The 22,045-nt window shown below is 59.8% G+C and carries 19 protein-coding genes; 3 read left to right on the top strand and 16 right to left on the bottom strand.

Annotated elements, in window-relative coordinates; translation table 11 throughout:
- Nucleotides 1-69: 69 nt before the first annotated feature.
- The 13 genes from PKO50_RS10115 to PKO50_RS10055 form a co-directional block, all read right to left on the bottom strand.
- Complete coding sequence (locus tag PKO50_RS10115; protein ID WP_275629579.1) at nucleotides 70-3,612, bottom strand: indolepyruvate ferredoxin oxidoreductase family protein; 3,543 nt, start codon at nucleotides 3,610-3,612, stop codon at nucleotides 70-72.
- A gap of 44 nt (nucleotides 3,613-3,656) precedes the next feature.
- The gene (locus PKO50_RS10110; RefSeq protein WP_249919429.1) at nucleotides 3,657-4,367 is read right to left on the bottom strand and encodes a glutathione S-transferase family protein; all 711 of its coding nucleotides are present in this window, start codon (nucleotides 4,365-4,367) and stop codon (nucleotides 3,657-3,659) included.
- Nucleotides 4,367-5,836, bottom strand: a complete 1,470-nt coding sequence (locus PKO50_RS10105; RefSeq protein WP_249919428.1) for an FAD-binding oxidoreductase — start codon at nucleotides 5,834-5,836, stop codon at nucleotides 4,367-4,369. Before PKO50_RS10105 ends, PKO50_RS10110 begins: the two co-directional genes overlap by 1 nt.
- Before the next feature lie 523 nt (nucleotides 5,837-6,359).
- A complete protein-coding gene (locus PKO50_RS10100; protein WP_249919427.1) occupies nucleotides 6,360-6,746 on the bottom strand; it encodes a hypothetical protein in 387 nt (128 codons plus the stop codon).
- 82 nt (nucleotides 6,747-6,828) lie between these two features.
- Nucleotides 6,829-7,329: a MarR family transcriptional regulator gene (locus PKO50_RS10095; RefSeq protein WP_249919426.1), complete on the bottom strand. Its 501-nt coding sequence runs from the start codon at nucleotides 7,327-7,329 to the stop codon at nucleotides 6,829-6,831.
- A gap of 298 nt (nucleotides 7,330-7,627) precedes the next feature.
- Nucleotides 7,628-7,954 (bottom strand): limonene-1,2-epoxide hydrolase family protein, encoded by a 327-nt coding sequence (locus PKO50_RS10090; RefSeq protein ID WP_275630458.1) that lies wholly within the window; start codon nucleotides 7,952-7,954, stop codon nucleotides 7,628-7,630.
- Nucleotides 7,955-8,163: 209 nt separating this feature from the next.
- The gene (locus tag PKO50_RS10085; RefSeq protein WP_275629578.1) at nucleotides 8,164-8,589 is read right to left on the bottom strand and encodes an organic hydroperoxide resistance protein; all 426 of its coding nucleotides are present in this window, start codon (nucleotides 8,587-8,589) and stop codon (nucleotides 8,164-8,166) included.
- Nucleotides 8,590-8,725: 136 nt separating this feature from the next.
- Nucleotides 8,726-9,511: an enoyl-CoA hydratase-related protein gene (locus PKO50_RS10080; protein WP_249919423.1), complete on the bottom strand. Its 786-nt coding sequence runs from the start codon at nucleotides 9,509-9,511 to the stop codon at nucleotides 8,726-8,728.
- Nucleotides 9,508-10,740, bottom strand: a complete 1,233-nt coding sequence (locus PKO50_RS10075) for an FAD-dependent oxidoreductase (protein WP_275629577.1) — start codon at nucleotides 10,738-10,740, stop codon at nucleotides 9,508-9,510. Before PKO50_RS10075 ends, PKO50_RS10080 begins: the two co-directional genes overlap by 4 nt.
- Before the next feature lie 35 nt (nucleotides 10,741-10,775).
- Nucleotides 10,776-11,093, bottom strand: coding sequence for a 2Fe-2S iron-sulfur cluster-binding protein (locus PKO50_RS10070; RefSeq protein ID WP_249919421.1), 318 nt, complete (start codon nucleotides 11,091-11,093; stop codon nucleotides 10,776-10,778).
- 47 nt (nucleotides 11,094-11,140) lie between these two features.
- Nucleotides 11,141-12,538: an enoyl-CoA hydratase-related protein gene (locus tag PKO50_RS10065; protein ID WP_275629576.1), complete on the bottom strand. Its 1,398-nt coding sequence runs from the start codon at nucleotides 12,536-12,538 to the stop codon at nucleotides 11,141-11,143.
- Between the two features lie 10 nt (nucleotides 12,539-12,548).
- Nucleotides 12,549-13,754 (bottom strand): acetyl-CoA C-acetyltransferase, encoded by a 1,206-nt coding sequence (locus PKO50_RS10060; RefSeq protein ID WP_275629575.1) that lies wholly within the window; start codon nucleotides 13,752-13,754, stop codon nucleotides 12,549-12,551.
- A gap of 22 nt (nucleotides 13,755-13,776) precedes the next feature.
- Nucleotides 13,777-14,559 (bottom strand): SDR family NAD(P)-dependent oxidoreductase, encoded by a 783-nt coding sequence (locus tag PKO50_RS10055; protein WP_249919418.1) that lies wholly within the window; start codon nucleotides 14,557-14,559, stop codon nucleotides 13,777-13,779.
- Between the two features lie 257 nt (nucleotides 14,560-14,816).
- On the opposite strand from PKO50_RS10055, the gene PKO50_RS10050 reads away from it, so the two are divergent.
- The 3 genes from PKO50_RS10050 to PKO50_RS10040 all read left to right on the top strand — a co-directional run bounded on the left by PKO50_RS10050 (nucleotide 14,817) and on the right by PKO50_RS10040 (nucleotide 17,136).
- Entirely contained in the window at nucleotides 14,817-15,578 is a 762-nt protein-coding gene (locus PKO50_RS10050) for a 2-dehydropantoate 2-reductase (RefSeq protein WP_275629574.1), read from the top strand.
- A complete protein-coding gene (locus tag PKO50_RS10045; RefSeq protein ID WP_275629573.1) occupies nucleotides 15,578-15,757 on the top strand; it encodes a hypothetical protein in 180 nt (59 codons plus the stop codon). The genes PKO50_RS10050 and PKO50_RS10045 overlap by 1 nt, the downstream gene beginning before the upstream one ends.
- A 65-nt stretch (nucleotides 15,758-15,822) precedes the next feature.
- Entirely contained in the window at nucleotides 15,823-17,136 is a 1,314-nt protein-coding gene (locus PKO50_RS10040; protein ID WP_275629572.1) for a PAS domain-containing protein, read from the top strand.
- Nucleotides 17,137-17,240: 104 nt separating this feature from the next.
- On the opposite strand, the gene PKO50_RS10035 is transcribed toward PKO50_RS10040, so the two are convergent.
- The 3 genes from PKO50_RS10035 to PKO50_RS10025 all read right to left on the bottom strand — a co-directional run bounded on the left by PKO50_RS10035 (nucleotide 17,241) and on the right by PKO50_RS10025 (nucleotide 21,927).
- Entirely contained in the window at nucleotides 17,241-19,169 is a 1,929-nt protein-coding gene (locus PKO50_RS10035; protein ID WP_275629571.1) for a methyl-accepting chemotaxis protein, read from the bottom strand.
- A gap of 126 nt (nucleotides 19,170-19,295) precedes the next feature.
- The gene (locus PKO50_RS10030) at nucleotides 19,296-20,600 is read right to left on the bottom strand and encodes an NAD(P)/FAD-dependent oxidoreductase (protein WP_275629570.1); all 1,305 of its coding nucleotides are present in this window, start codon (nucleotides 20,598-20,600) and stop codon (nucleotides 19,296-19,298) included.
- Between the two features lie 25 nt (nucleotides 20,601-20,625).
- On the bottom strand, nucleotides 20,626-21,927 hold the full coding sequence (locus tag PKO50_RS10025; protein WP_275629569.1) for an FAD-dependent oxidoreductase: 1,302 nt from the start codon (nucleotides 21,925-21,927) through the stop codon (nucleotides 20,626-20,628).
- Nucleotides 21,928-22,045 lie beyond the last annotated feature (118 nt).

Below are 22,045 nucleotides of genomic sequence, written 5' to 3'. Positions count from 1 at the left end.
TTATTATTGAGGTCACTTTTTTAGGGGGCTGATACAAAGTTACGTACACGCCCCAGTCCACATCTCCGGCTAGACGAGATTTCCTCCTGTCTTCGTTGCTTCGTGTTGATCCGCAGACGTCTGGCTGTCCAACTGACGCAAGGGAATAAACGTGACCGGCCCGGTGGTGGGCGGATTGTGGAAGTCGGTCAGGAGCTGCGCCTCGAGCGCCCTGACTTTCTCCACATTGGCTTCCTTGACGTGGCCGAAGCCGCGGATCTGCCCTGGCAGCGAGGCGATCTGCACGGCGATGGCATGATTGGCCGGGGTCAGTTGGTCGATCAGCACCAGCAGTTGCTGCTCGTAATGCACGATCAGGCGGCGCTCCATACGGCGCTCATCAGTGAACCCAAACAGGTCGAGCGGTGTGCCGCGCAGCCCCTTGAGTCTGGCGAGCAGGCTGAAGACATGCCCAACCCAGGGACCAAATTCGCGCTTCTTCAGGTGACCGGTCAGCGGGTCGCGTCGGGAGAACAGCGGCGGTGCCAGGTTGTAGCGATAGCGGGCGCCATCCTCGAAGACTTCGCGCAGTTGGGCCTTGAATACCGGGTCGTTGTGCAGCCGAGCGACTTCATATTCGTCCTTGTAGGTCATTAGCTTGGCGAAGTTGCGCGCGACAGCCACAGCCAGGCTATCCACTCCAGGCATCACCCTGCTTTCGGCGGCGGCTACCGCATCCACTAGGCGACGATAGCGCTGGGCCCAGGCGACATTCTGGTAGTCGGTCAACAACCGGGTACGATGCTCGACGATATCCGCCAGCGCTGTAAGTGGCTTGAAGTCGAGCATTTGCGGCTGATGCAGCGCCAGCGCCGCCTCAATACGTCCCGGGTCGATGGCCTGCAGGCGACCGAGGGCAAAGGCCTCCTTGTTGAACTGAACGGATACACCATTGATTTCCACCGCCCGCTCCAGCGCTTGCGGCGAGACCGGCAACAAGCCAAGCTGCACGGCGTAGCCGAGCATGAACAGGTTTGCAGCAATGCTGTCGCCCATCAGCGCCAACCCCAGGCCGCTGGCGTCGACACCATAGAGCTCGCGCGACAGCTTCTGGAGGTGACCGACGATGCGCTCGCGGTCAACTTGCAGATCCGGATTGCGCTGGAAGGCCGGCGTCGGCGTGATGCGCATATTCACCACAGTGCGAGTCCGGCCGACATCCAACGTTACCGCCGGCTCCTTGGACAGCGCGGCGACTGCGTCGAACGCCAGGGCCAAGTCGGCCTCACCGAGACCGAGCTTCTGCGCACCCAAAGCGGAGTCATCGGCCGCGATCCGCACGTGGCTGTAAACTGCCCCGTTCTTCTGACTCAGGCCAGTCATGTCGAACACCGAGCAAGCCTTGCCCTCCAGGTGAGCAGCCATCGCCAGCAACGCGCCGACAGTTACTACCCCAGTGCCGCCGATACCGGACACCATGATGTTGAAAGCGCCATCCATCATCACCTCGCTCGGTGCCGGTAGATTCTGGATTAGCTCTGCGACCATGTCGGACTTCTTCGGCTTGCGCGGTTCGGCACCGAGTACGGTGATGAAGCTTGGGCAGAAGCCCTTCACGCAGCTGTAGTCCTTGTTGCAGTTGGACTGATCGATCTGGCGCTTGCGCCCCAGTTCGGTCTCCTTCGGCCACACACTGACGCAGTTGGACTGTACCGAGCAGTCGCCACAGCCTTCGCAAACATCGGAATTGATGAACATGCGCTTGGCCGGGTTGGGGAATTTGCCGCGCTTGCGGCGCCGACGTTTCTCGGCAGCGCAGGTCTGCTCGTAAACGATCACCGTGACGCCCTGGACCTCGCGCAGCTCACGCTGCACCGCTTCGTAATCGTCGCGGTGGTGCACCGTCACTCCGGTACCGAGGCCACTTTGTTTGCCGTAATTGTCCGGGTTGTCGGTGACCACCACGCAGCGCTGCACACCTTCGGCGAGTACCTGGCGGGTAATGTCTCCGGGGGTCAACGGCCCATCCACCGGCTGGCCACCGGTCATCGCCACTGCGTCGTTGAACAGGATACGGAAGGTTATGTTGACCTTCGCCGCCACCGCCCCGCGGATAGCCAGCAAGCCCGAGTGGTAGTAGGTGCCATCGCCCATGTTCTGGAAGATATGTGGCGTATCGGAGAAATGCCCGAGGCTGAACCAGTGTCCACCCTCGCCGCCCATGTGAGTGTTGGGCAGCATCGCCGGGCCGCTGTACATGGCCATGGCATGACAACCGATACCACCGGCAGCGATGCTGCCTTCCACCGTACGGGTACCGGTGTTGTGCGGACAGCCGGAGCAGAAGTATGGCGAGCGTGCAGCCTCGGCAGGGTCCATCGAGGCGATCCGCTCGAGGATCTTCACCAGATCGGCGGAACGTGCGAACGCAGAGTCTGCCTGAATACCCAGGCGCCGCAGGCGCTCGGCGATCACCACAGCCAATTGTGTCGGTTCGAGCTGAACATCAGAGGGGATCATGAACGCGCCGTCCTCGTCGAGCTTGCCGACTATCAACGGTGCGTCCTCCATACCGTAGAGAATCGCCTTGGCCTGGCTCTCCACCAACGGGTCCTTTTCCTCGATGAACAGCAGTTCATCGTGTCCGCTGGCGAACTCTCGTAGCCCCTGCGGCTCGATCGGATACATGCAGCCGAGCTTGTAGAAGGAGATACCTAACATGGCCGCACCGGCAGCATCGAGGCCGAGCATGGCCAGGGCCTGGATCACGTCCTGCACAGCCTTGCCGGCCGACACGATACCCAGGCGACGCCGTGGTGCATCGATGCGAACCTCGTCGATACGATTGGCGCGGACGAATTTCTCGATCAGTGGCCAGCGATAGCGTTTGACCACTACTTCCGACTGCTGGCGGTCGATGTGCGAGGAATAGTTGTGGATGCCGTTGGGCGGAAGCTCGCCATAAGGAGGCAGCACCGGCGTAACGATGGCGGCGCCGACATCGACGGTCATCGTCTGTTCGAGCGTCTCGTTGCACATCTTGAAGCCGGTATACAGGCCGGTGTAGCGCGACATGGCGAAACCGAGCAGCCCCAGGCGCACCACGTCAAACACATTCGATGGTGCCAGGATCGGCATATTGCAGTGCATCAGCGCAACTTCGCTCTGGTGCGCCAGAGTCGAGGACTTGCCGGAATGGTCGTCACCGGCCACCACGAGTACGCCACCGTTGGGGTGGGTGCCACCGACGTTGCCATGCTTGAGCGGGTCGCCGGAACGATCCACACCCGGGCCCTTGCCGTACCAGATGGCAAACACACCATCCTTGTTCGGCTTTGGCGCACCAGCCAGCATCTGGGTGCCCCACACGGCAGTGGCGGCCAAATCCTCGTTGACACCGGGCTGGAACAGGATGTCGTGCTGTTCCAGCAGTTTCTTCACTCGCCACAGCTCTAGGTCGTAACTGCCCAGCGGCGAGCCACGGTAACCGGAGATGAATCCCGCTGTGTTCAGTCCGTTGGCCCGGTCGATCTCGCGCTGCAGCATCGGTACGCGAACGAGCGCCTGCGTCCCGGTCATCAGTACGGTCCCGCTCTCGGCGGTGTATTTATCCTCTAGCTTCACGTCACGCATGATTATTGTTTTCCGTAGATCGTTGGAGCGGAGCCCGAGCGGTGTCAGGCCGATACCGGGCGCGTACGGTAGTGCGTCGGTTCGAATGGATAGGTAGCGTTCTTCGCCACTAGATAGGCTGAGAAGGCCTCGTCGAAAGCGGTCAGCACTCGCTGCGAGCTGTCGCGCCCGGCCACCTGTTGCGCCCACTGCTCAAGACCCAATTCGGCCAAGATGGAACGTTGGTAGACGAACAAGCAGACGCGTTCGGCGATGTCCAAGCAGTAGAAGGCGAACAGGTCGGCATAGCCGAGTGACTCACCCAGCAGGTAGGGACGCGGTACCACCAAACGCCGCAGCGCCGCAGTGGAGCGGTCCAGGGTGAAACGCGAGGCCTCCAGTGTGGAGATGTCGTTATCACCGCCCATGAAAACGCCGGGGAACAACGCACGCACTGGCACTTCAACGTACATCTGCACGACATTGATGATCTGCCGGGCCCGGGCACGCAGGAACGCATCGGCCGGGTACAGGCCGGTCGGCCCCATCAGATCCTCAAGGTATTCGAGAATGGCCACGGTTTCCGCCAACCAGCCATGTTCGGTTTCCAGCACGGGAATCTTGCCCATCGGGCTCAGAACGAGGAACGACTCGTCCTGGCTAGCACGCCGCGGCACCACCTCGAAACGCGCCCCGACCTCGATCAGCGCGGCGTGCGCGATATTGAAGTAGTTGCTCACGGCATAGCCGTGCAGGCGCAGCAGCGGCCCGTTCATCACGCCTGCCCTGCCGTACCGGCGCAGTCGAAGATCTTGCCGGGATTGAGAATGCCGCGCGGATCCAACAGGCGCTTCAGATCCTGCATCAGTTGCCGCTCGACCGGACTGCGGCTGATCGGGAACCAGCGCTTCTTCTCCAGACCAATGCCATGCTCGGCAGAAACCGAACCGCCGTAGTCAGCCAGCGGCTCGTAGACACAGGCTTCGATCGCAGAGCTCTCCTCGGGTGTACCCGCACCAATGGCAATATGCAGGTTGCCGTCGCCGACATGTCCGAGGAAGGCAATCGCACCTTGCGGCCAACCAGCCTTCAGGCGCTCAGCGACACGCTGCATGTAGGGCTCCATGTCGCCGACCGGCAGGGAGATATCGAAGGCATGGAAGGGGCGGAAATCGTTGAGCAGGTGCTCCAGGTCTTCACGAATCGCCCAGATCGAATGCTTCTCACGCTCGGAGCGGGCGATCACCGCGTCATCGACCAAGCCCTTCTCGATCCCTCCCGACAGGGCTCGCTCGAACAGCTCCGCATCACGCTCCTGACTGGCACCGAGGGACTCGATGATTGCGTAATAAGGCTTATCCGAGGGCAGCGGCGGATGATGGCGACCAGGGCCGGTATTGACCCGATAGAAGTTGTTGTCGATCAGCTCGAAGGCGCTCAACTGCCCGCCAAGTGCGCCATCCATATGGCGCAGCAGTTGGGCGATCTGCTCGAAGTTGCTAGCGCAGACCATCGCCGTGTTGCTGCTCGATGGTAGCTCGCGCAGACGCAGCACCAGACGGGTGATCACCCCCAGCGTGCCCTCGCTGCCAATGAACAACTGCTTGAGGTCGTAGCCAGTGTTGTTCTTGATCATGCGATTGAGCGACGACACCACTCGGCCGTCGGCCAATACCGCCTCGAGACCGAGCACCTGCTCGCGCATCATGCCGTAGCGGATAACCCGCACTCCGCCAGCGTTGGTGGCGGCGTTGCCGCCCAACTGACAAGAGCCACGCCCCCCCAGATCGAGCGGGAAGCTCAGACCGAAAGGCTGTAGGTGATCCTGCAGGGTTTCCAAGATCACGCCCGCCTGCACGGTGACCGTACGATTGGCAGGATCGACGTGTTCGATCCGATTCATCCGCTCCAGCGACAGCACCAAGTCGCCAGGCCGTGTCTGAGTCGCGCGCACCCACCCAGACATCCCTCCCTGAATCACCACGGGCTGACCCGCCGTGTTGCACAGAGCCAGGACACGGGCCACCTGATCGACGTCAGCCGGCCGGACGATGGCATCAGCCTCGATGCGGCTCATGAAAACGCCCGGATGGCGCGAACTGACATCCTGGCCAACGAGGAGCCCATTGTCGCCAACGATCGCGCGTAGCTGTTCGAGAAACTCGACCGGTATCCGCCCTACGCCGCTGGCGGCATTCGACGGGAGGTCGGCCTGGAGTTGGGAAGAAATGTCTGATGTGGTCATAAGCATTGCGGGCCTGTTCTTGGAGTTATCGCGGTCGCACGCCCTGCGGATGGCATGGCACGCAGGCTGGGTGGACTTCATTCTTGGCAAATAGCCGCAACCCCGCGATGGCTGTGCGAAGAGGCAGAAAGCAATTCGTGCCAAATTTGCGACCAGCCGGCAGGTGGTCGCTTTCGCGGGAAAGACATTCCAGGAGGAGTTTCTGACGCTGCGTCAGCAATGGCCCATCAGAATGGGGGCCATGGATGGTGAGCTGAAACGATTGGAATCGGCATGGCGTTCGAGCTTGATCCGACTATGGTTCGCTCGGGAGTACGCCGTATCGTGTCGCCGGACGTCAGCAGTTGCCACGCTGTTTCCTGGCGGGCACCCCAGCCATGCCAGTGGCGGGTGCAGTGCCCTGGGGATACAAGGCTGCGCTTCCATCATCGATCACCATGCGGACACGGCAGCTCTCCCCTACCATCAGGGAGAACTCAGGGGCATGTACCCACTCAGCACAACGGGGTCGCGGTCGTGTGTATCAGAAGGGCTTGGCACGCATCATGTAGAAAGCCAACAGAAGCGCTACCACCTGTACCAGCAAGGCAACCCGTCGCCTGGTATCCCCGTGCTCACTGGCAAAGGCTCGCCTGGACATCGTCGCGGCAATGCCATGAACCAGGAACAGGGCCAGGCCCACGTACGGGAACAGCATGAAGCGCCATGGGCCGACAAAGGTGACGGCCAGGCCGGTGAGCCCCATTAGGCCAGCGACCGCGCGATGGGCGATGTAGGCGGCCTTCTTGCCGCCACTCGGCCCGGCAGCGTTGCCCTTGCCTCCATTCCAGGCCAGGAATGACCAGGCGACCGTCAGCAGCAACGACAGAACCGCCGTCAGAAGATGGGAGTGTTTGAGAGCGACATACATGAGAAGTCCTTATTTTTTGAAAAAACGCTGAGCCGGAGCAGGTGTCGATTCGTCCTTGCAGAGCTAGCACCGCGCTCCCACCTCATCCGCCCGGAGGTGACGACCGTTTGTGCCCGCAAAGGATGTTCACCAGAGCTTTCACCGAGTTGCGCAATTCATCGACCGCCGTCATATCCAGGCCCAGTTGCAGGGCCAGAGTTTCCGGAACGGACAGGGCATCCGCGCGCAGCTCGCGCCCGTGCGCCGTGAGGTCGATGAGCACTCGCCGCTCATCCTCGGGGTCGCGCCGCCGGCTGATGAATCCCCCTTGCTCCATACGCTTGAGCAGCGGAGTCAGGGTTCCAGAGTCTAGGTGCAGGCGTTCCCCCAGATCCCCGACACTGGCTGGGGAGCGCTCCCACAGCACCAGCATGACCAGATACTGCGAGTAAGTGAGTCCGAGTGGCTCCAGCACCGGGCGATAAAGACGTGTCAACAGATTGGATGCGGCATAGATGGGAAAGCAGACCTGGCGATCCAGCATGAGTGGATCATCGTCTTTCTTGATTTTCGCGAGTTCCTTGGGACGTTTTCCTGCCTTCATCTCAATCGCCTATCTGGTTCGACTACACACTGGTGGCGACATGTTCAAAGCGCCAACAGTAATTAATTGCTAGCAATTGTATTGCTAGCCTATGAATTGGTAAATGCACCACAATGCTTCCTCCTAGATTTTGCAAGGGAATATCGTCTTTCGCCGATGCTAGGCGTGGTGGGATCAGCAGTTAGGTGAGCGGTCAGGATTCATAGGGGTTGGTTCAGTCATTGCGTCTGGTCACCCGAGCTTGCGGGAACAACATCGAGATCGGACAGCGAACGTGGCTCATACAGCGGGTAGCCGTTCAGCTCGCTTCGGTAGCGGGCAGCATGCGGAAGTAGTCGCACCATTCGGCGATCCATCCGTCGCGTATCACGAAGATGCCCATTAGGTGGATCGTCGCGATAACGGTGCTGTCGGCCTTGCCCAGGTAGTCGACGCGCTCGGTGAACACGCGCTCGCCGTCCTGCGCGATCGCCAGCATGTCCACCGCGATGTTGTCTAGGCCCGGCGCGAACGTCTCGATCAGAGCGATCGCGTCGGCGCGCGTCGTGGTGCGGGTCAAGCTGACGTTCTCGTAGAGCGCATCCTCGGCCAGCCAGTCGGCAAACGATTGCCTGAGCGATCCCAGTCCTTGTGGTCATACGCCAATGAAGGACTGCACGACATCGACGAGAGTGAGTGATGACATCGTCTTTTCCTCTCCTGCTCGGATGATTCGGGTCCGCCGGGAGTGTCAGCCTGGGCGGATGCCGCGGCAGCACACCTTAGCCACAACGGCATCACCAAAACCTGACGCCAGCCGCGAGCGCCAGGTTCGCTATCGGCACGTGGATCACGTCAACGCGTATGCACCGTCAGCACCACATCGACTTTGCCACGTGTCGCGTTGGAGTACGGGCAGACCTTGTGCGCCTCAGCGACGATCACCTCGGCCTTGGCCTGCTCGATACCGACCAGGGTCACCTCCAGCGCGACCGTCAGCCCGAAGCCGCCGGCAGCGTTTGGCCCGATGCCGACCGCGGCGACCACTTCCACGTCGTTGTCGCGGATCTTCACCTCCTGGTTGCGGGTCGAGTGGATGATCGCATTGCCGAAACAGGCCGCGTAGCCGGCGGCAAACAGTTGCTCGGGGTTGGTCGCCCCACCCTTGCCGCCAAGGCCAGCAGGCAGGGCCAATTGCAGGTCAAGCAATCCGTCGTCACTGCGAACGGTGCCATTGCGACCACCGATGGCGGTGGCCTTCGCGGTATACAGCACACTCATGAAGCATCTCCTTAACGTTGGCTCAGTCCAGAATGGACGCTACAAATTATATTGCTAACAATATAATTGACAACAACATTAAAATGAGAAACCGCTTCCGGCCGGCAATAACCTCAGCAGATACCTCAGGAAGCGCTCAATTGCCTCTGAACAGCGCTCTGCGTTTGGCGAAGAATGCGGCGATGCCTTCACGGAAATCGCCGCTGCCGGCACAAGCACGAAATGCCTCGTGCTCGGCGTCTAGCTGTTGCTCCAGGGTTCGACTGGACGCACCTCGCAACAGCCGTTTGATCTCCCCATAGGCGAACCCTGGCCCAACAGCCAAACGCTGTGCCAGCTTCCGGGTTTCCACCACCAAGTCGTCCTGCGCTACGACCTGGGCGACGAGCCCGAGCTGCAGCGCCCGTTCGGCTGACAGCACCTCGTTGAGCAGAGCCATACGCATGGCGCGCTGCAGGCCGACCTGCCGCACCAAATGCCAGGAGCCACCAGCATCGAGGCAGGTAGCGATGCCACTGTAGGCCAGACAGAACCTGGCGTCGGCCGCAGCGATAGTCAGATCGCAGCCCAGGGCGATACTCATGCCTGCACCGGAAACCGCACCCTGCACACTACCGAGGACGGGTTGCGGAAACGTCGCCAGCAAGGCCAGGGCTTGGTGTAGCGGTTCAATGATCTCCGAGGCCAGCTGCACCGGATCGGCGGCGGCGTGGAATGCCGCCAGATCACCACCTGCCATGAAGGCCCGGCCTGTGCCGGACAGCACGATAACCCGAACGTCTGTCCGCTCCCGCAGCTCCTCGCAGAGGGCCAACAAGCAGCGCGCGCTGTCCACGTCGATGGCGTTGAGCGCCTCGGGGCGGTCGAAGATGACTTCGGCGATGCCAGCCTCGACCTCCAGCCTGACCGGGACCGCCTTCATACCGTGACCGCCAGTGCCTTCAGCGGTGTTTCTGCATTGCCCAAGGCCTGCAGGTCAGGTTTCACACCGGCCTTGACCAGAGCCTTGCCCTGCACGTAGTCACGCGTCAGGTTCACGCAATCCAGCGCCAGCACACGCCCTTCCTTCAGGTAAACAACGGAGAAGCTGCGCGAGGTGGGGTCGCCCCGTAACACTGTCTGGTCGTAGCCCGCCGAAAGGCCGATGGTCTGCAGTTTCAGGTCGTATTGGTCGGACCAGAACCAGGGAACCGCATCGTAGGCCTCAGGCTGCCCAACCAGGTACTTGGCCACCACCTTGGCCTGGTCGTTGGCATTTTGCACCGACTCCAGGCGTATCGGCCCTGGCAGGGCGCAATAGCGGTTTACGTGGGCGGCGCAATCACCGATGGCGAACACATCCGGCAAACCACTGCGGCAGAACTCGTCGACCTGCACACCATTGCCTTGCGGCAGGCCGGCAGCGATCAGCGGCTCGACCGCAGGAATAATGCCGATGCCGACGATGACCATGTCCGCCGGCAGCAGTGTGCCATCGCCCAGGGCCACGGCGCTAACCCTACCTTCTTCGCCGACCAGACGCTCGACCGCCACCCCGAGGCGTACGTCCACTCCATGACCACGATGTTCGGCCTCATAGAAGCGCGATAATTCCTCCCCGGCCACGCGGGCCAGTACCCTGTCCTGAGCTTCCAGTACCGTCACCGACTTGCCAAGCTTGCTCAGTACCGCCGCAGCCTCCAAGCCGATGTAACCACCACCGATCACCACTACCCGGCGGGTACCATCAAGCTCAGCAATCATTCGGTCGACGTCGGCGCGATTGCGCACCGAGTGCACTCCAGCCAGATCGTACCCCTCGCAGCTCAGGCGTCGAGCCGCCCCGCCGGCAGCCCAGATCAATGCCCCGTATTCGATGCTCTCGCCAACGGCAGTCTCCAGACGGTGCGCCTGGGAATCGACCTTGACCACGCGCTCGCCAAGGCGCAGCTCAATATGCTTTTCGTTCCAGAAGCTCGCCGGGCGCAGGAGAAAATGGTCGAAACCCTTCTCGCCCGCCAGGTAGTCCTTGGACAGCGGCGGGCGCTCGTATGGCAACTCGCGCTCTTCGCCGATCAAAACAATGCTCCCCTGGAATCCCGACTGCCTGAGCAGGCTCGCGGCCTGTGCCCCTGCATGTCCGGCGCCGACAATCACCACATCTTTACGCATCGTCCATCCCCTCTTGTCGTTGTTGCGACCGTCGCTCAGTCTTCCGGTGCCAGAGTCACCCGAAGCCCGTCGAGCTCCTCGCGAAACACCACCTGGCAGGACAACCGCGAGGTCGGCGTGCGGTGCTCGGAACTATCGAGCAGGTCGTTCTCGTCGGCACCCATCGGCTCCAGACGATCAGCGAATGCAGGGTCGACAATGACGTGACAGGTGGCGCACGAACAGGTCCCACCGCACAATGCGAGGATTTCATCCACCCCGCCGCTGCGCATGATTTCCATCAGAGTCTGCGAGGCTTCCGCCTGCAGAGTCATCAATTCACCTTCACGGTTTTCAACGATGAGAATGCCCATTTCGGTTCTCGCTGTTCTTGTCTTGTTGTTGTAGGCCGCTACCGCGGTCAGCCGTACGGACCAATCCCGGAAGTCATCCGTTCGCGCCAAGTGGACGACAGTGCGAAGCAATTCCCATGGCTCGCGGCCAGTCGGTCGGCGCTTTCGAGAAAGTACGCCAGTCCCTCTACCTCGACAAACGATACCGGGCCACCGCTCCAGCTCGGGAAACCAGCCTCGATCGCCGCCGCATCCGCCTCCAGCGGATCGGCGATCAGGCCCTCCTCAAGGCAACGCAGGGCCGCCAGGGACTGCACATAGAGCAGACGCTGGCGGAGCTCGGCCATCATGGTGAAATCCACCTCGTGCTCACCCCACGGCTGTACCGTGTCCGCCATTTCGACTCGCACTGCATGGCGGCGAACCAGATTGTTCACCAGTACTACCGGGGCACCTTCGTCCAGCATCGCCAGTCGCTCCTCGAGCACCGACTGGCGCAGACGTTGCAGGTAGATCTCCGGGTCGCCGCGTTCGACGCGTCTGGATAGGACCTGGCGAGAAATGAAGAAGGTGCGTGCCATGGCTTCGGCCCGGGGTGAACGCACGGTGTTGAAGAAATAGCGGGACTCGATGCGCAGGCCGGCATCGATCGGAACCTGCGCCCCTTCATAGACACACTTAAGAACGTTGCCCAGTGCCGGATGATCGGCTCCCGAGTTGGCCAGACGCGCGGCAATGGCTGGCGCAAAACCTCGGTAACCCTGCGGCGAGTGCGGTCCGCCACCAGGTAGCTTGAACGCCGAGTCATCCCACGGCGCCTGCGCCTGAGGATGTTCGAGCACCCAGCGACGGGCAGTATCCAGCAGGGAGTCGGCGGGCACCCGAGCATGCAAGATACCGCCGGCCAAGGCCGCGTCGGCAGTGATCGGCACACCATCGAGCAGATAAGGCAAGGCGGCCTCGATACCGATTAGGCGCATCAGCCTCTGGGTACCACCTGCCCCCGGCAGCAAGCCGACCCCTGTCTCGGGAAAAGCCAGGCGCAGTTTCGGGTCATCCACCGCAACGCGGTAATGACAAGCCAGCGCCAACTCCAGTCCGCCGCCAAGGGCCATCCCGTTGATGGCGGCTGCCACCGGCTTGCCACAGGTTTCCAGGGCACGTAGGCGGCGCGACAGGCTGCTACTCTCGACCAACCCCTGGCGTAGCGCCTGCTGGTCGCGGGCCGCACGCCAACGTTTGAAATGACCGACGATCTCCGGCAGGTCCGCTCCGGCGCAGAAGCCGCTGGGCTTGGCGGAGATCAGCACCGCTCCGCGAATCCGCTCCGAGTCGCGCAGCATTTCCACCACGGCGTCCAGTTCGGCCTGCACCTCGTCACTGATGACGTTCATGCTCTTGCCGGGAATATCGAAGGTGACCAGGGCAACGCCGTCGTCATCGATCGCGATCGAAAAATTCTTCATGCTCGTCCCCTCACACCCGCTCGATAACGGTGGCGGTACCCATACCAGCACCGACGCACAGGTTGACCAGTGCAGTCTGCCTATCACTGCGCTCCAACTCGTCCAGTGCAGTGCCGAGGATCATCGCCCCGGTAGCGCCCAGCGGGTGCCCCATGGCAATAGCTCCGCCGTTGACATTGACCTTGGCCGGGTCTAGCTCCAGCTCCTGCAGGTAGCGCAGCACCACCGCGGCGAAAGCTTCGTTAAGCTCAAACAGATCGATATCGGAGATAGCCATGCCCAGCCGTCGCAGAACCTTCTGTGTCACCAGTGCCGGCCCGGTGAGCATGATGGTCGGCTCCGAGCCAATGGAGGCCATGCCCAGGATCCGCGCACGCGGCTTCAGACCGAGCGCCTCACCAGCCATCTTCGAACCAATGAGCACTGCGGACGCGCCATCGACCATTCCGGATGAATTGCCGCCATGGTGGACATGCTCGAGCCTCTCGACCTGCGGATAGCGTTGCAACGCCGCGGCGGCATAGCCGGACTCTCCCATCCTGGCGAAAGCTGGCTTGAGTCCGGCCAGCGACTCCAGGGTGGTCTGCGGACGCATGTGTTCGTCGCGCTCCAGCAGAACGATGCCGGACTGGTCCAACACCGGCACGATAGAGCGGGTGAAACGGCCCTCACTCCACGCCTGCGCTGCACGCCGCTGGCTCTCGACCGCGTAGCTATCGACATCCTCACGACTGAAGCCATGCAGGCTGGCTATCAGATCGGCGCCAATCCCCTGAGGTGCGTAGTAGTGATCGAAGGCGAAAACCGGATCGACCATCATCGCCCCGCCGTCGGCGCCCAGCGCCACCCGGGACATGGACTCGACTCCCCCGGCTACGACAAAGCGCGCCTCCCTGCTGGCTACCTTGCCGGCGGCGATATTGCAGGCCTCCAACCCCGAAGCGCAGAAGCGGTTGAGGTGCACACCCGGCACGCTCTGATCGTAGCCGGCCACCAGTGCGGCGATACGGGCGATATCACTGCCCTGCTCCCCCACCGGCATCACGCAGCCGAGGATCACGTCATCAACCAACGCAGTATCGAGCCCGTTGCGCTCACGGATGGCATGCAGCACTTGGCTGGCCAGGTTCAGGGCGGTCACTTCATGCAGGGCCCCGTCGGGGCGGCCGCGGCCACGCGGAGTGCGCACCGCATCATAGATATAGGCGGAAGTCATGCTGTCTCCGATTGCCGTATGGCTAGCGCGGCGCCAGACGAATCGCGCCGTCGAGACGTACGGACTCGCCATTCATGTAGGCGTTGGTGATAAGGAACGTAGCCAGGTCGGCATACTCCTCGGGTAAGCCAAGGCGCTGCGGGAAGGGCACCGAGACCGCCAGCGACTGCTGCACGTTTTCTGGCAGACCGGCCATCATCGGCGTGGCGAACAGGCCAGGCAGGATAGTGTTGATTCTCACACCGTCACCGGCCAGGTCACGGGCGATCGGCAAGGTCATGCCGACTACACCGGCCTTGGAGGCAGCATAGGCCGCCTGGCCCACCTGTCCGTCCTGGGCAGCGACGCTGGCAGTATTGACGATCACTCCGCGCTCGCCGTGCTCCAGCGGCTCGAGTGTCAGCATGCCGGCTGCCGAACGGGCCAGGCAGCGGAAGGAGCCAACCAGATTGATCTGTACCACCCGGTCGAAATCGGCGCTGGGAAACACCTTGATTTCGCCGGTCTTGCGATCGCGTCCGGCGGTTTTGATGCCTTTCGAAATACCGGCGCAATTCACCAGGATGCGCTCCTGGCCATGCACCTCTCGAGCACGAGCGAAGCCTACGTCAACTGACTCGTCCGACTGCACGTCGACCTGACAGAACACTCCCCCCACTTCCCGAGCCACCTGTATGCCGCGCTCTGCGTTCATGTCAAAGATAGCGACCTTCACACCACTCGCAGCTAGCCTGCGGACTACCGCCTCCCCTAACCCAGAGGCACCACCGGTCACCACCGCGGCGATGTTCGAATCCAGCTTCATAGCACTCACCTTTCTTGTAGATCTTATTGTTGCGGACCAATTGCCCGCCAAGCCGTCGGCCAGTGACACACATTGTCCGCACTGTGCTTGGTCGGGCCACAACCGAAAATGCCATTACATGCCTTTTCACGACATTAATCGGCGCCAGCCCCCGACCCGCTCTAGTGCCTCCAGCAAGAACGGCTTCAAGATTCCTTCAGACACGCGGGGCACACCCGCCAGATCATTCGAAATGGCAGACAAAGAAGGAGATGAAAATGCGCATATTGATCGTCGGGGCTGGCGCCATTGGCGGTTACATCGGCGGGCGCCTGTTACAGGCGGGGCAGGACGTAACCTTCCTGGTCCGCCCCCAACGAGCAGTGATGCTCGCCCGCGAGGGCCTCGTCGTGAAAAGCCCGCTCGGAGACATCCACTATCCCTCTCCAATCTGCGTGTTGGGCGGTGAGATACAGCAGCCCTATGACCTGATCCTACTGAGCTGCAAATCCTACGATCTGGAGCGAGCGATGGAGGACTTCTCCCCGGCCGTCGCCGAGCATACCGCCATCCTTCCGCTGCTTAATGGCATGCGGCACCTAGACCTGCTGGAGAGGCGCTTCACACGACACAACGTACTGGGCGGCCAGTGCCGCATCTCGCTCGACCGGAACGCTTCCGGCGCCATCGTCCATCACAATGACGTCAATCAAATCTCGTTCGGTGAACTGGACGAAGAGAGAAGCCCTCGCACCCAGGCAATTGCCGTAGCTCTGCATGGTGGCGCTGGCTTCGAGGCGATCCCCTGCACGCGGATAGTGCAGGAGATGTGGGAGAAATGGGCTCTGATAGCCACCGGCGCGGGTATCACCTGCCTGATGCGAGCTGCGCTGGGTGACATTCTAGCGGCGGGTGGAAAGCACCTGGTCGTCGCGCTTCTCGACGAGTGCGCGGAGATTGCAGCCAGGGCCGGCTACCCCTTACGTGATGCCATCCACCATCGCTACCTGGAGGTACTGACGGAGCCAGGCTCCCCCTGATGGCGTCGGTCCTGCGCGACGTCGAGCGAGGCGTGGAGACCGAAGCCGAGCACATCCTGGGCGATCTCTTGGAGCGCCGGGGCCCACCTCAGGAAGACGATCGCTCGATTCTCGCCGTTGCGCTCGTTCACCTGAGGGCCTACGAAGCCCGCCGCATACGCGAAACCACTTACGGCTAATGAGAAGGCACTGATCAGTGCTATTGGCATCAAAAGGATGTCGATTCACTCCAGAGGAGATCCGCATGCTGTCATCGAAAAACAACAAGGCGGTACTGGCTTGCCTGTCACGACTCGTCGAAGCTCTAGAAGATTTTCCTACCGTCATTCTGCCCAGCCGCTGCGAGATGAGCACGCTGGCTACCCGTGCCTATCAGGCCTGGCAAGCGCATTCTGAGGAATATTTGCGCCAGCAGCAGCAACGCGATGAACTTCAGCTTGCACTGGATGCGCTCGCTAGCCAGATGTCCTCTAACGAAGCCCAACTACAGGCCGCCAACAGTCGTTTCGAACTGATCGGCCATGCGAGCGTTGATGGCTGGTGGAGCCAAGCCCTGATAACCGACAAGAGCGTGGATGAAGACGGGTGCTGGTACTCAGATCACTTCCATGCCTTGCTGGGATTTGATGGCGACGACTCGCATATCCCACCCGGTGGCTGGACAGCTCTGCTGCATGAGGAAGACAGGCAGACGACCTTGGACGCCCTGGCACGTCATCTGGCCAGGAAGCATGAGAGCCGCCCCTTCACCACTGAAGCCCGCCTACGCACAAAAAGCGGAGAGGACCGCTGGTTCTTGATTAGCGCCGCGATCCAGCGCGACGAACAAGGCGTGCCCCTACTCATGGCCGGAACCATTCGCGATATTCACGCTCAGCGCCAGCGGGACATCGAGCTCGACAGAACCCTGGTACGCTTCGAGCTATCCCGGGAGATGCTCAGCGACGGCCTCTGGGATATGGAGGTTATCGATGGCGATCCCCTCAACCCGAGCAACCCTTTGTGGTGGTCACCTCAGTTCCGCCACATGCTCGGTTTCGATGATGGGGAAGATTTTCCCAACGTGCTCGACAGCTGGGCTTCGCGCATCCACCCAGACGACAAACCGGATGTCATTGAACTATTCGCCGCTCACCTCGGCGATCGCAGTGGCAAGACGCCGTTCAAGTCCGTCTACCGAATCAAGTTGAAAAGCGGGGAGTACCGCTGGTTCCGCTCACTCGGCCAGACCCGGCGCACACCAGATGGCACGCCGGTACGTGTGGTCGGGGCGTTGGCCGACATTCATTTGGAGCGGTTGGAGGAGCAGTTGCGTGGCGAACAGGAACAGCAACGCCAGAACATGGAGCAGAGTCTGCAAAAACTGACGGAAATCGTCGGCGTCATCCACAGTATCGCCAACCAGACCAACCTGCTGGCACTAAACGCCGCCATCGAGGCCGCCCGCGCGGGCGATGCCGGACGGGGCTTCGCGGTGGTGGCTGACGAGGTCCGCAAACTCGCCAACCGCACGCGGGAGGCCACGCAACAGGCGGCCAACATGATCAACTCGCGCTGAACTATGTCTAACTCCGAGAGCAGCAGTTCAACGAATGCCAAGTCAGGCCAACCATGTCAGCGCATCTGTACCTGATTCCTGACATGTTTTCAGAAGCTCTAATATCAGATACGGAAACACCCGACCAAGGTTTGCAAATGACTACCTAGACGTGCCAACTCAACGCTAACAGCCGCGGTTTCCTCACCTGCCGCGGCGCTTTGATCCGCGATATCACGAACCTGCACCACGCTACGGGTTATTTCCTCGGCGACCGTACTCTGCTGCTCGACAGCCGTGGCAATTTGCAGATTCATGCTCTGGATTTCAGAAATTTTGCTGGTGATGCTTGCCAGCATCTTTCCAGCTTGGTTGGTCAGCGCCACGCTGCTACCAGTCAGCTCCTGGCTGCTCTTCATTGCCTGAGCCACTTGCTGAGTACCAGCATGCAGCCCAGCCACCAACTCCTCGATCTCCAAGGTGGACTGCTGGGTACGTAATGCCAAGCCACGCACTTCGTCGGCGACCACAGCAAAACCACGCCCAGCCTCTCCAGCCCGAGCGGCCTCGATGGCGGCGTTTAGTGCCAGCAGGTTGGTCTGCTCGGCCACTGACTTGATCACATCCATCACACTACCGATGCGCTGGCTTTCTTGCTGCAGATGGGCCATGGCTGCCACAGAGCGGGTAACCTCGGCTGACAGTTTGTCAATCTGTGAGAGCACTTCGGCCGCTATCCGATTGCTGTTACGGGCCTCTTCATCCGCGCTAGTGGCAGCCCGGGAAGCGTCAGCGGCGTTACGGGCCACCGCCTGCACAGTAGCAGCCATTTCGTTCATGGCAGCAGCAGCCTTGTCGGCCTCTACTTTCTGACTCTTGATCCCCGAGCAGCTCTGTTCAGTGACTGCTGCCAACTGCTCCGACGCACTGGCAATCTGAGCGCTGCTGTCGAGAATGCCCGAGATCAATTCGTGTAAAGCAGTACCCATACGTTGAATACCTTGCTGAAGCACACCGATTTCGTCGCGGCGCAGGAAGTTCGGAATGTTTGTCAGGTCACCGTTGGCGATGCGCTCGACCACTCCTAGAGTACTACTCAGCGGCTGGGTAATCTGCCGGGTAATAAACCATGCAGCCAGGATGCCGGCCAATAGGGCAAGCAGCGTCAGCGCCGTCTGTACAATGCGACTGGATGCAGCCAACTGGTCTCGGTACTCAAGCTGACGCAGGTTCAACGAGCGGGTTATTTCACCGGTTTCTTCGGCGACCCTGAGCAGCACTCGCCGGGCCTGCTCAACTGCCGCGATGGCAGCTCGGTAGTCGCCGATGCGCTTGGCATATTCCTGCCGATCCTCCGAGACAGCTAATAACTCGCTGGGCGGCTGCTCGCCGAAGACACCGAATAGGTCGGGAGAGCGCCCTATCGCCAAGCGCATCTGCTCGTCCAATAACCGTTCAGATGCCTCGCTGGGGTTATTCACATAGCCTTCAGCACGAAAGCGAACCAGCAACAGATCTTGCATAAGACCTGCGGAGGCTTGGTAATAAGCGAAACGGCGTTGGTCATGCTCATCCATATCGAGCGCCAACTTTTCCAGAGTACCAAGTGCCTCGAACGCGCGGTCGGCGCGAACCGTCATCTCATTTCGAGTCAGATCAGCTACACGGTTGGCATCGCGTAGCGTATCCAGGGCCTTACGGTACTCACCAACCAACTCGCTCTGCCGCTGCTCAAGCGCAATGAGCTCCGGCTGAGCGAAGAGCCTTAAGGCCCGCATCGCTGACTGCTTGTGCTGGAAATTGTCTAGCGCGCCGTTCAGCTTCTGCTCGGCAGCCGCATTGCGGCCGTCCAGCAGATAGTCCTGTAACGACAGGCGCAATACCGCCAGGGATTCGTTGAGCTCGCCATAGACCTCTTGGGCCCTGCTCCGCTCCAGCAGGTTCTCGCGGGTACTCCAACCTCCCAGCGCGAGCAAGACGTTGAAGAGCAAGACCAGACCAAATCCCAGCCCCAGCTTGTAGCTGACGCTGAGATTGTCGAACCACTGCTTCATACAGAACATCTCCTACTCCAAGGGACTTGGTATAGCTCAAGATTTGAGTGCATATTATTTTAAATGAGAACGAAAACACTCCTCGCCGTACTAGTCTAGCGAGATACATCCAGATACTTTTATCCCTTAGACAAGATCACGCTCCAACCGGTTTGCCGCCATCTCTCCACTGTAAATCGCCGCCTCCACCCCTGCGTGAGCAAAATAGTCTCCCGCTAAATATATGCCTTGGGGAACCTCTCCGTGGATGGAATTCATCTTTGCATAGTGCCCTGGAACTGCAATTGAAAGCCCACGCTTGTAGTAGAACACTTCTACGAACGAAGGCTCCGGCGCACTGCCAAATACCTCTGTCACTGCTAGGAGGGCCTCACGCTTTATGTCCTCCTCACTCATGCTCTTCAACGGCGGGTTATAAAAATAAACTCCCACAGCTTCACCACCTGGAGGAACCGCACCAGGGTGACGACGACTTTGCAATACACAAGCCCCCCAACTTCTCACCTGATTACCTGGAAGCGCCAAGCTAACGGGAAAATCTGGCCATGGATTTTTCTTATAACAAACCTGTACATGAGCATATTCGGAATAAGTACAACCGCGTAGGCTTTCACACACCGAGTCCGGTACTAGCCCTTGCAAAAGAGTAGCGGAAACCCCTGGCTCTGATGCTAAAACAACAGCATCAACCTCCAACTCACGATCTTGAGAAGCTACTACATACTTACCTCCCCTGTGGCACAAAGACTCGACTTTACTGGAGAGATTCAAATGAACGCCCTGCGCCCCTTCAATCATCCACTCTGAAATCTGACCCATTCCTTTAGGCGGCACAGACAAAGACAGTTTATAGAACTGCTGAACGACTGCCTGAAACAATGAAGTGCTCAACCAACTCAAGGGTACGGCGTACAGAAACCCCATATATGGTAGAGTGATGTACCGCGTTGCTTTATCACCCAGCACACGCTCTGACCATCCCTGCAGACTTTCACCATGGTCGTACTTGGCTAGCTCAGCGCCGTCAAAACAGCTCTTAGGGCCAGCAGAAAACAACTGCTTGAGCACACCATAAGCAATACTAATTTTCTCACCAAGACTAAATACAGGAAGCTTAAGAAGACTCATCACCTGATCGAAGCTAACGAGATATCGCTGTTGATCTCGATCTATAATATGAGCCTTAGCATCCCAGGGAACCAACTCCTTGTATTTGCCAAGCTCTTTAAGAATGGCATTGGTCCGCGGATAGATTCCTCCCATTAAGAATAGCGCGCCTGTCCCAAGATTGAACCCATCACGCTGTATCTGACTGGTCCGCCCACCAATGTGCTCTTGTGCTTCAAATAGATACACCTCATGGCCATTCTTACGCAACGTATAGGTCGCAGCACAACCAGCCGGCCCAGCACCGATCACAGCAACTTTCATGAAATCCACCTTACGCTTTATGTCATTAGGTTCTACGAGGAGAATGACGGCAGATTTCGCCAACGATCAACTTGGCGGTCTCCGCACATGCTGCCGTACCCGCAGCCCCCCAAGGCTTCACACCGTCACCGACATTCCAAAGGTTCTTAACAGGTGTAGTTGGCGGCAGGTCGTAACCCGTGATGGCCCGTTGTGCCGGCCACTCATGAGCAGTGACGTCAATTGCCACTACCATCGACTGATTGAAGCCTGGGAACTGTTCACGGATGTCTTCAAGCAACAAACGCTTCTCCAGTTCGAGATCAAACTCGCCGCGTGCAGGGCGTGGTACCGACGCACCACAATAGAGGTACCACCCTGCAGGCGCCCTCTGCAGATCGGGCGAACTGAAATTAGCGGCATAGACCATGCGGCGGCTTTTGCTGAAGATCGCTAGGCACGGGAAGGAAGCCAGCGGCCTAGGACTGGCGAAGTGCACAGTGATGATCGCGGCGGGGTCACTGACATCGCGCACGCTTTGCGCGTAACCTTCAGGAAGCTCCGACTCATCAGCCAGTTCTACGGTAGCCAGCGGGCCAATATTGCTGACAAATAGATTGCCCGACACCTTGATCAAGCTTCCGTCTTTTTCGACTACGACACCAGAGACTACTCCTTCTTCGGAGAACTCAAGTTTAGTGGCCTTGCTTCCCAGCCAGACCTCACCTCCCCTCGCTTTGATCAAGTCGACCAGCGGCTTCCACACTTCGATAGTGCCGCCTACCGGCATACCTATATTCTTGAAAGAATTACCCTTAGTAAAATAATGCAGAATGACATCTGCCGGGATATCTTCAGTACTGGCAGCGAACATCGCTCCGACGACATTGTTTATTAAACCGTGAATCCAGGGGCGATGGGTAAGCTTATTGAGCCATATCTTAAGCGACTGCCCAGGATATGGCCGCAAGGAGGGGCACAGATTGGTGATATTTCGCAAGATCAGTGGAGCAAAGTTTCGGACCCACCCCGCTGGCCCCTCAGTGATATTTATATCTCGCCTCCCAACTCTTAGAACAGTGCTGGCGCGACGCGGCTCATATAGTCTCAGCTCCAAACCGAGATCCTTATAAGTTTCCACCACTGCACCGTCGAGTTCGATCACCAGAGCGCCGGTATTGCACAGAAAACCATCGACGGTGCGGGTAGAAGCTCTCCCACCTATGGCATCCTGTGACTCCAACAACAGTACTCGATAGCCACTGTGTGCCAAACGCGCGGCGGTACAAACGCCACCGACTCCCGCTCCTATTATTACGGCATCGAAATTATTGTTTTTATTTTGCATAGGAAGACTCCACCCCCCTGTATCGGGTTTATTTATACCGAGACTCGACAAAGGCTTACCTGCACCGAGCTATAGCCGCATTCATATACAGCCCCAAGCCAGGAAAACAGAATGAAAT

The organism is Pseudomonas sp. 273 (assembly GCF_029201425.1).
GTDB lineage: Bacteria > Pseudomonadota > Gammaproteobacteria > Pseudomonadales > Pseudomonadaceae > Pseudomonas > Pseudomonas delhiensis.
This window is presented reverse-complemented; position numbering and strand designations above follow the sequence as displayed.

What these genes read in the sequence shown, in the direction of transcription:
- PKO50_RS10060 (WP_275629575.1), bottom strand. Translation starts at nt 13,754, where the DNA reads ATGACTTCCGCCTATATCTATGATGCGGTGCGCACTCCGCGTGGCCGC.
- PKO50_RS10105 (WP_249919428.1), bottom strand. Translation starts at nt 5,836, where the DNA reads ATGACCACATCAGACATTTCTTCCCAACTCCAGGCCGACCTCCCGTCG.
- PKO50_RS10095 (WP_249919426.1), bottom strand. Translation starts at nt 7,329, where the DNA reads ATGAAGGCAGGAAAACGTCCCAAGGAACTCGCGAAAATCAAGAAAGAC.
- PKO50_RS10055 (WP_249919418.1), bottom strand. Translation starts at nt 14,559, where the DNA reads ATGAAGCTGGATTCGAACATCGCCGCGGTGGTGACCGGTGGTGCCTCT.
- PKO50_RS10045 (WP_275629573.1), top strand. Translation starts at nt 15,578, where the DNA reads ATGGCGTCGGTCCTGCGCGACGTCGAGCGAGGCGTGGAGACCGAAGCC.
- PKO50_RS10065 (WP_275629576.1), bottom strand. Translation starts at nt 12,538, where the DNA reads ATGAAGAATTTTTCGATCGCGATCGATGACGACGGCGTTGCCCTGGTC.
- PKO50_RS10030 (WP_275629570.1), bottom strand. Translation starts at nt 20,600, where the DNA reads ATGAAAGTTGCTGTGATCGGTGCTGGGCCGGCTGGTTGTGCTGCGACC.
- PKO50_RS10115 (WP_275629579.1), bottom strand. Translation starts at nt 3,612, where the DNA reads ATGCGTGACGTGAAGCTAGAGGATAAATACACCGCCGAGAGCGGGACC.
- PKO50_RS10080 (WP_249919423.1), bottom strand. Translation starts at nt 9,511, where the DNA reads ATGAAGGCGGTCCCGGTCAGGCTGGAGGTCGAGGCTGGCATCGCCGAA.
- PKO50_RS10050 (WP_275629574.1), top strand. Translation starts at nt 14,817, where the DNA reads ATGCGCATATTGATCGTCGGGGCTGGCGCCATTGGCGGTTACATCGGC.
- PKO50_RS10070 (WP_249919421.1), bottom strand. Translation starts at nt 11,093, where the DNA reads ATGGGCATTCTCATCGTTGAAAACCGTGAAGGTGAATTGATGACTCTG.
- PKO50_RS10110 (WP_249919429.1), bottom strand. Translation starts at nt 4,367, where the DNA reads ATGAACGGGCCGCTGCTGCGCCTGCACGGCTATGCCGTGAGCAACTAC.
- PKO50_RS10040 (WP_275629572.1), top strand. Translation starts at nt 15,823, where the DNA reads ATGCTGTCATCGAAAAACAACAAGGCGGTACTGGCTTGCCTGTCACGA.
- PKO50_RS10035 (WP_275629571.1), bottom strand. Translation starts at nt 19,169, where the DNA reads ATGAAGCAGTGGTTCGACAATCTCAGCGTCAGCTACAAGCTGGGGCTG.
- PKO50_RS10100 (WP_249919427.1), bottom strand. Translation starts at nt 6,746, where the DNA reads ATGTATGTCGCTCTCAAACACTCCCATCTTCTGACGGCGGTTCTGTCG.
- PKO50_RS10075 (WP_275629577.1), bottom strand. Translation starts at nt 10,740, where the DNA reads ATGCGTAAAGATGTGGTGATTGTCGGCGCCGGACATGCAGGGGCACAG.
- PKO50_RS10085 (WP_275629578.1), bottom strand. Translation starts at nt 8,589, where the DNA reads ATGAGTGTGCTGTATACCGCGAAGGCCACCGCCATCGGTGGTCGCAAT.
- PKO50_RS10025 (WP_275629569.1), bottom strand. Translation starts at nt 21,927, where the DNA reads ATGCAAAATAAAAACAATAATTTCGATGCCGTAATAATAGGAGCGGGA.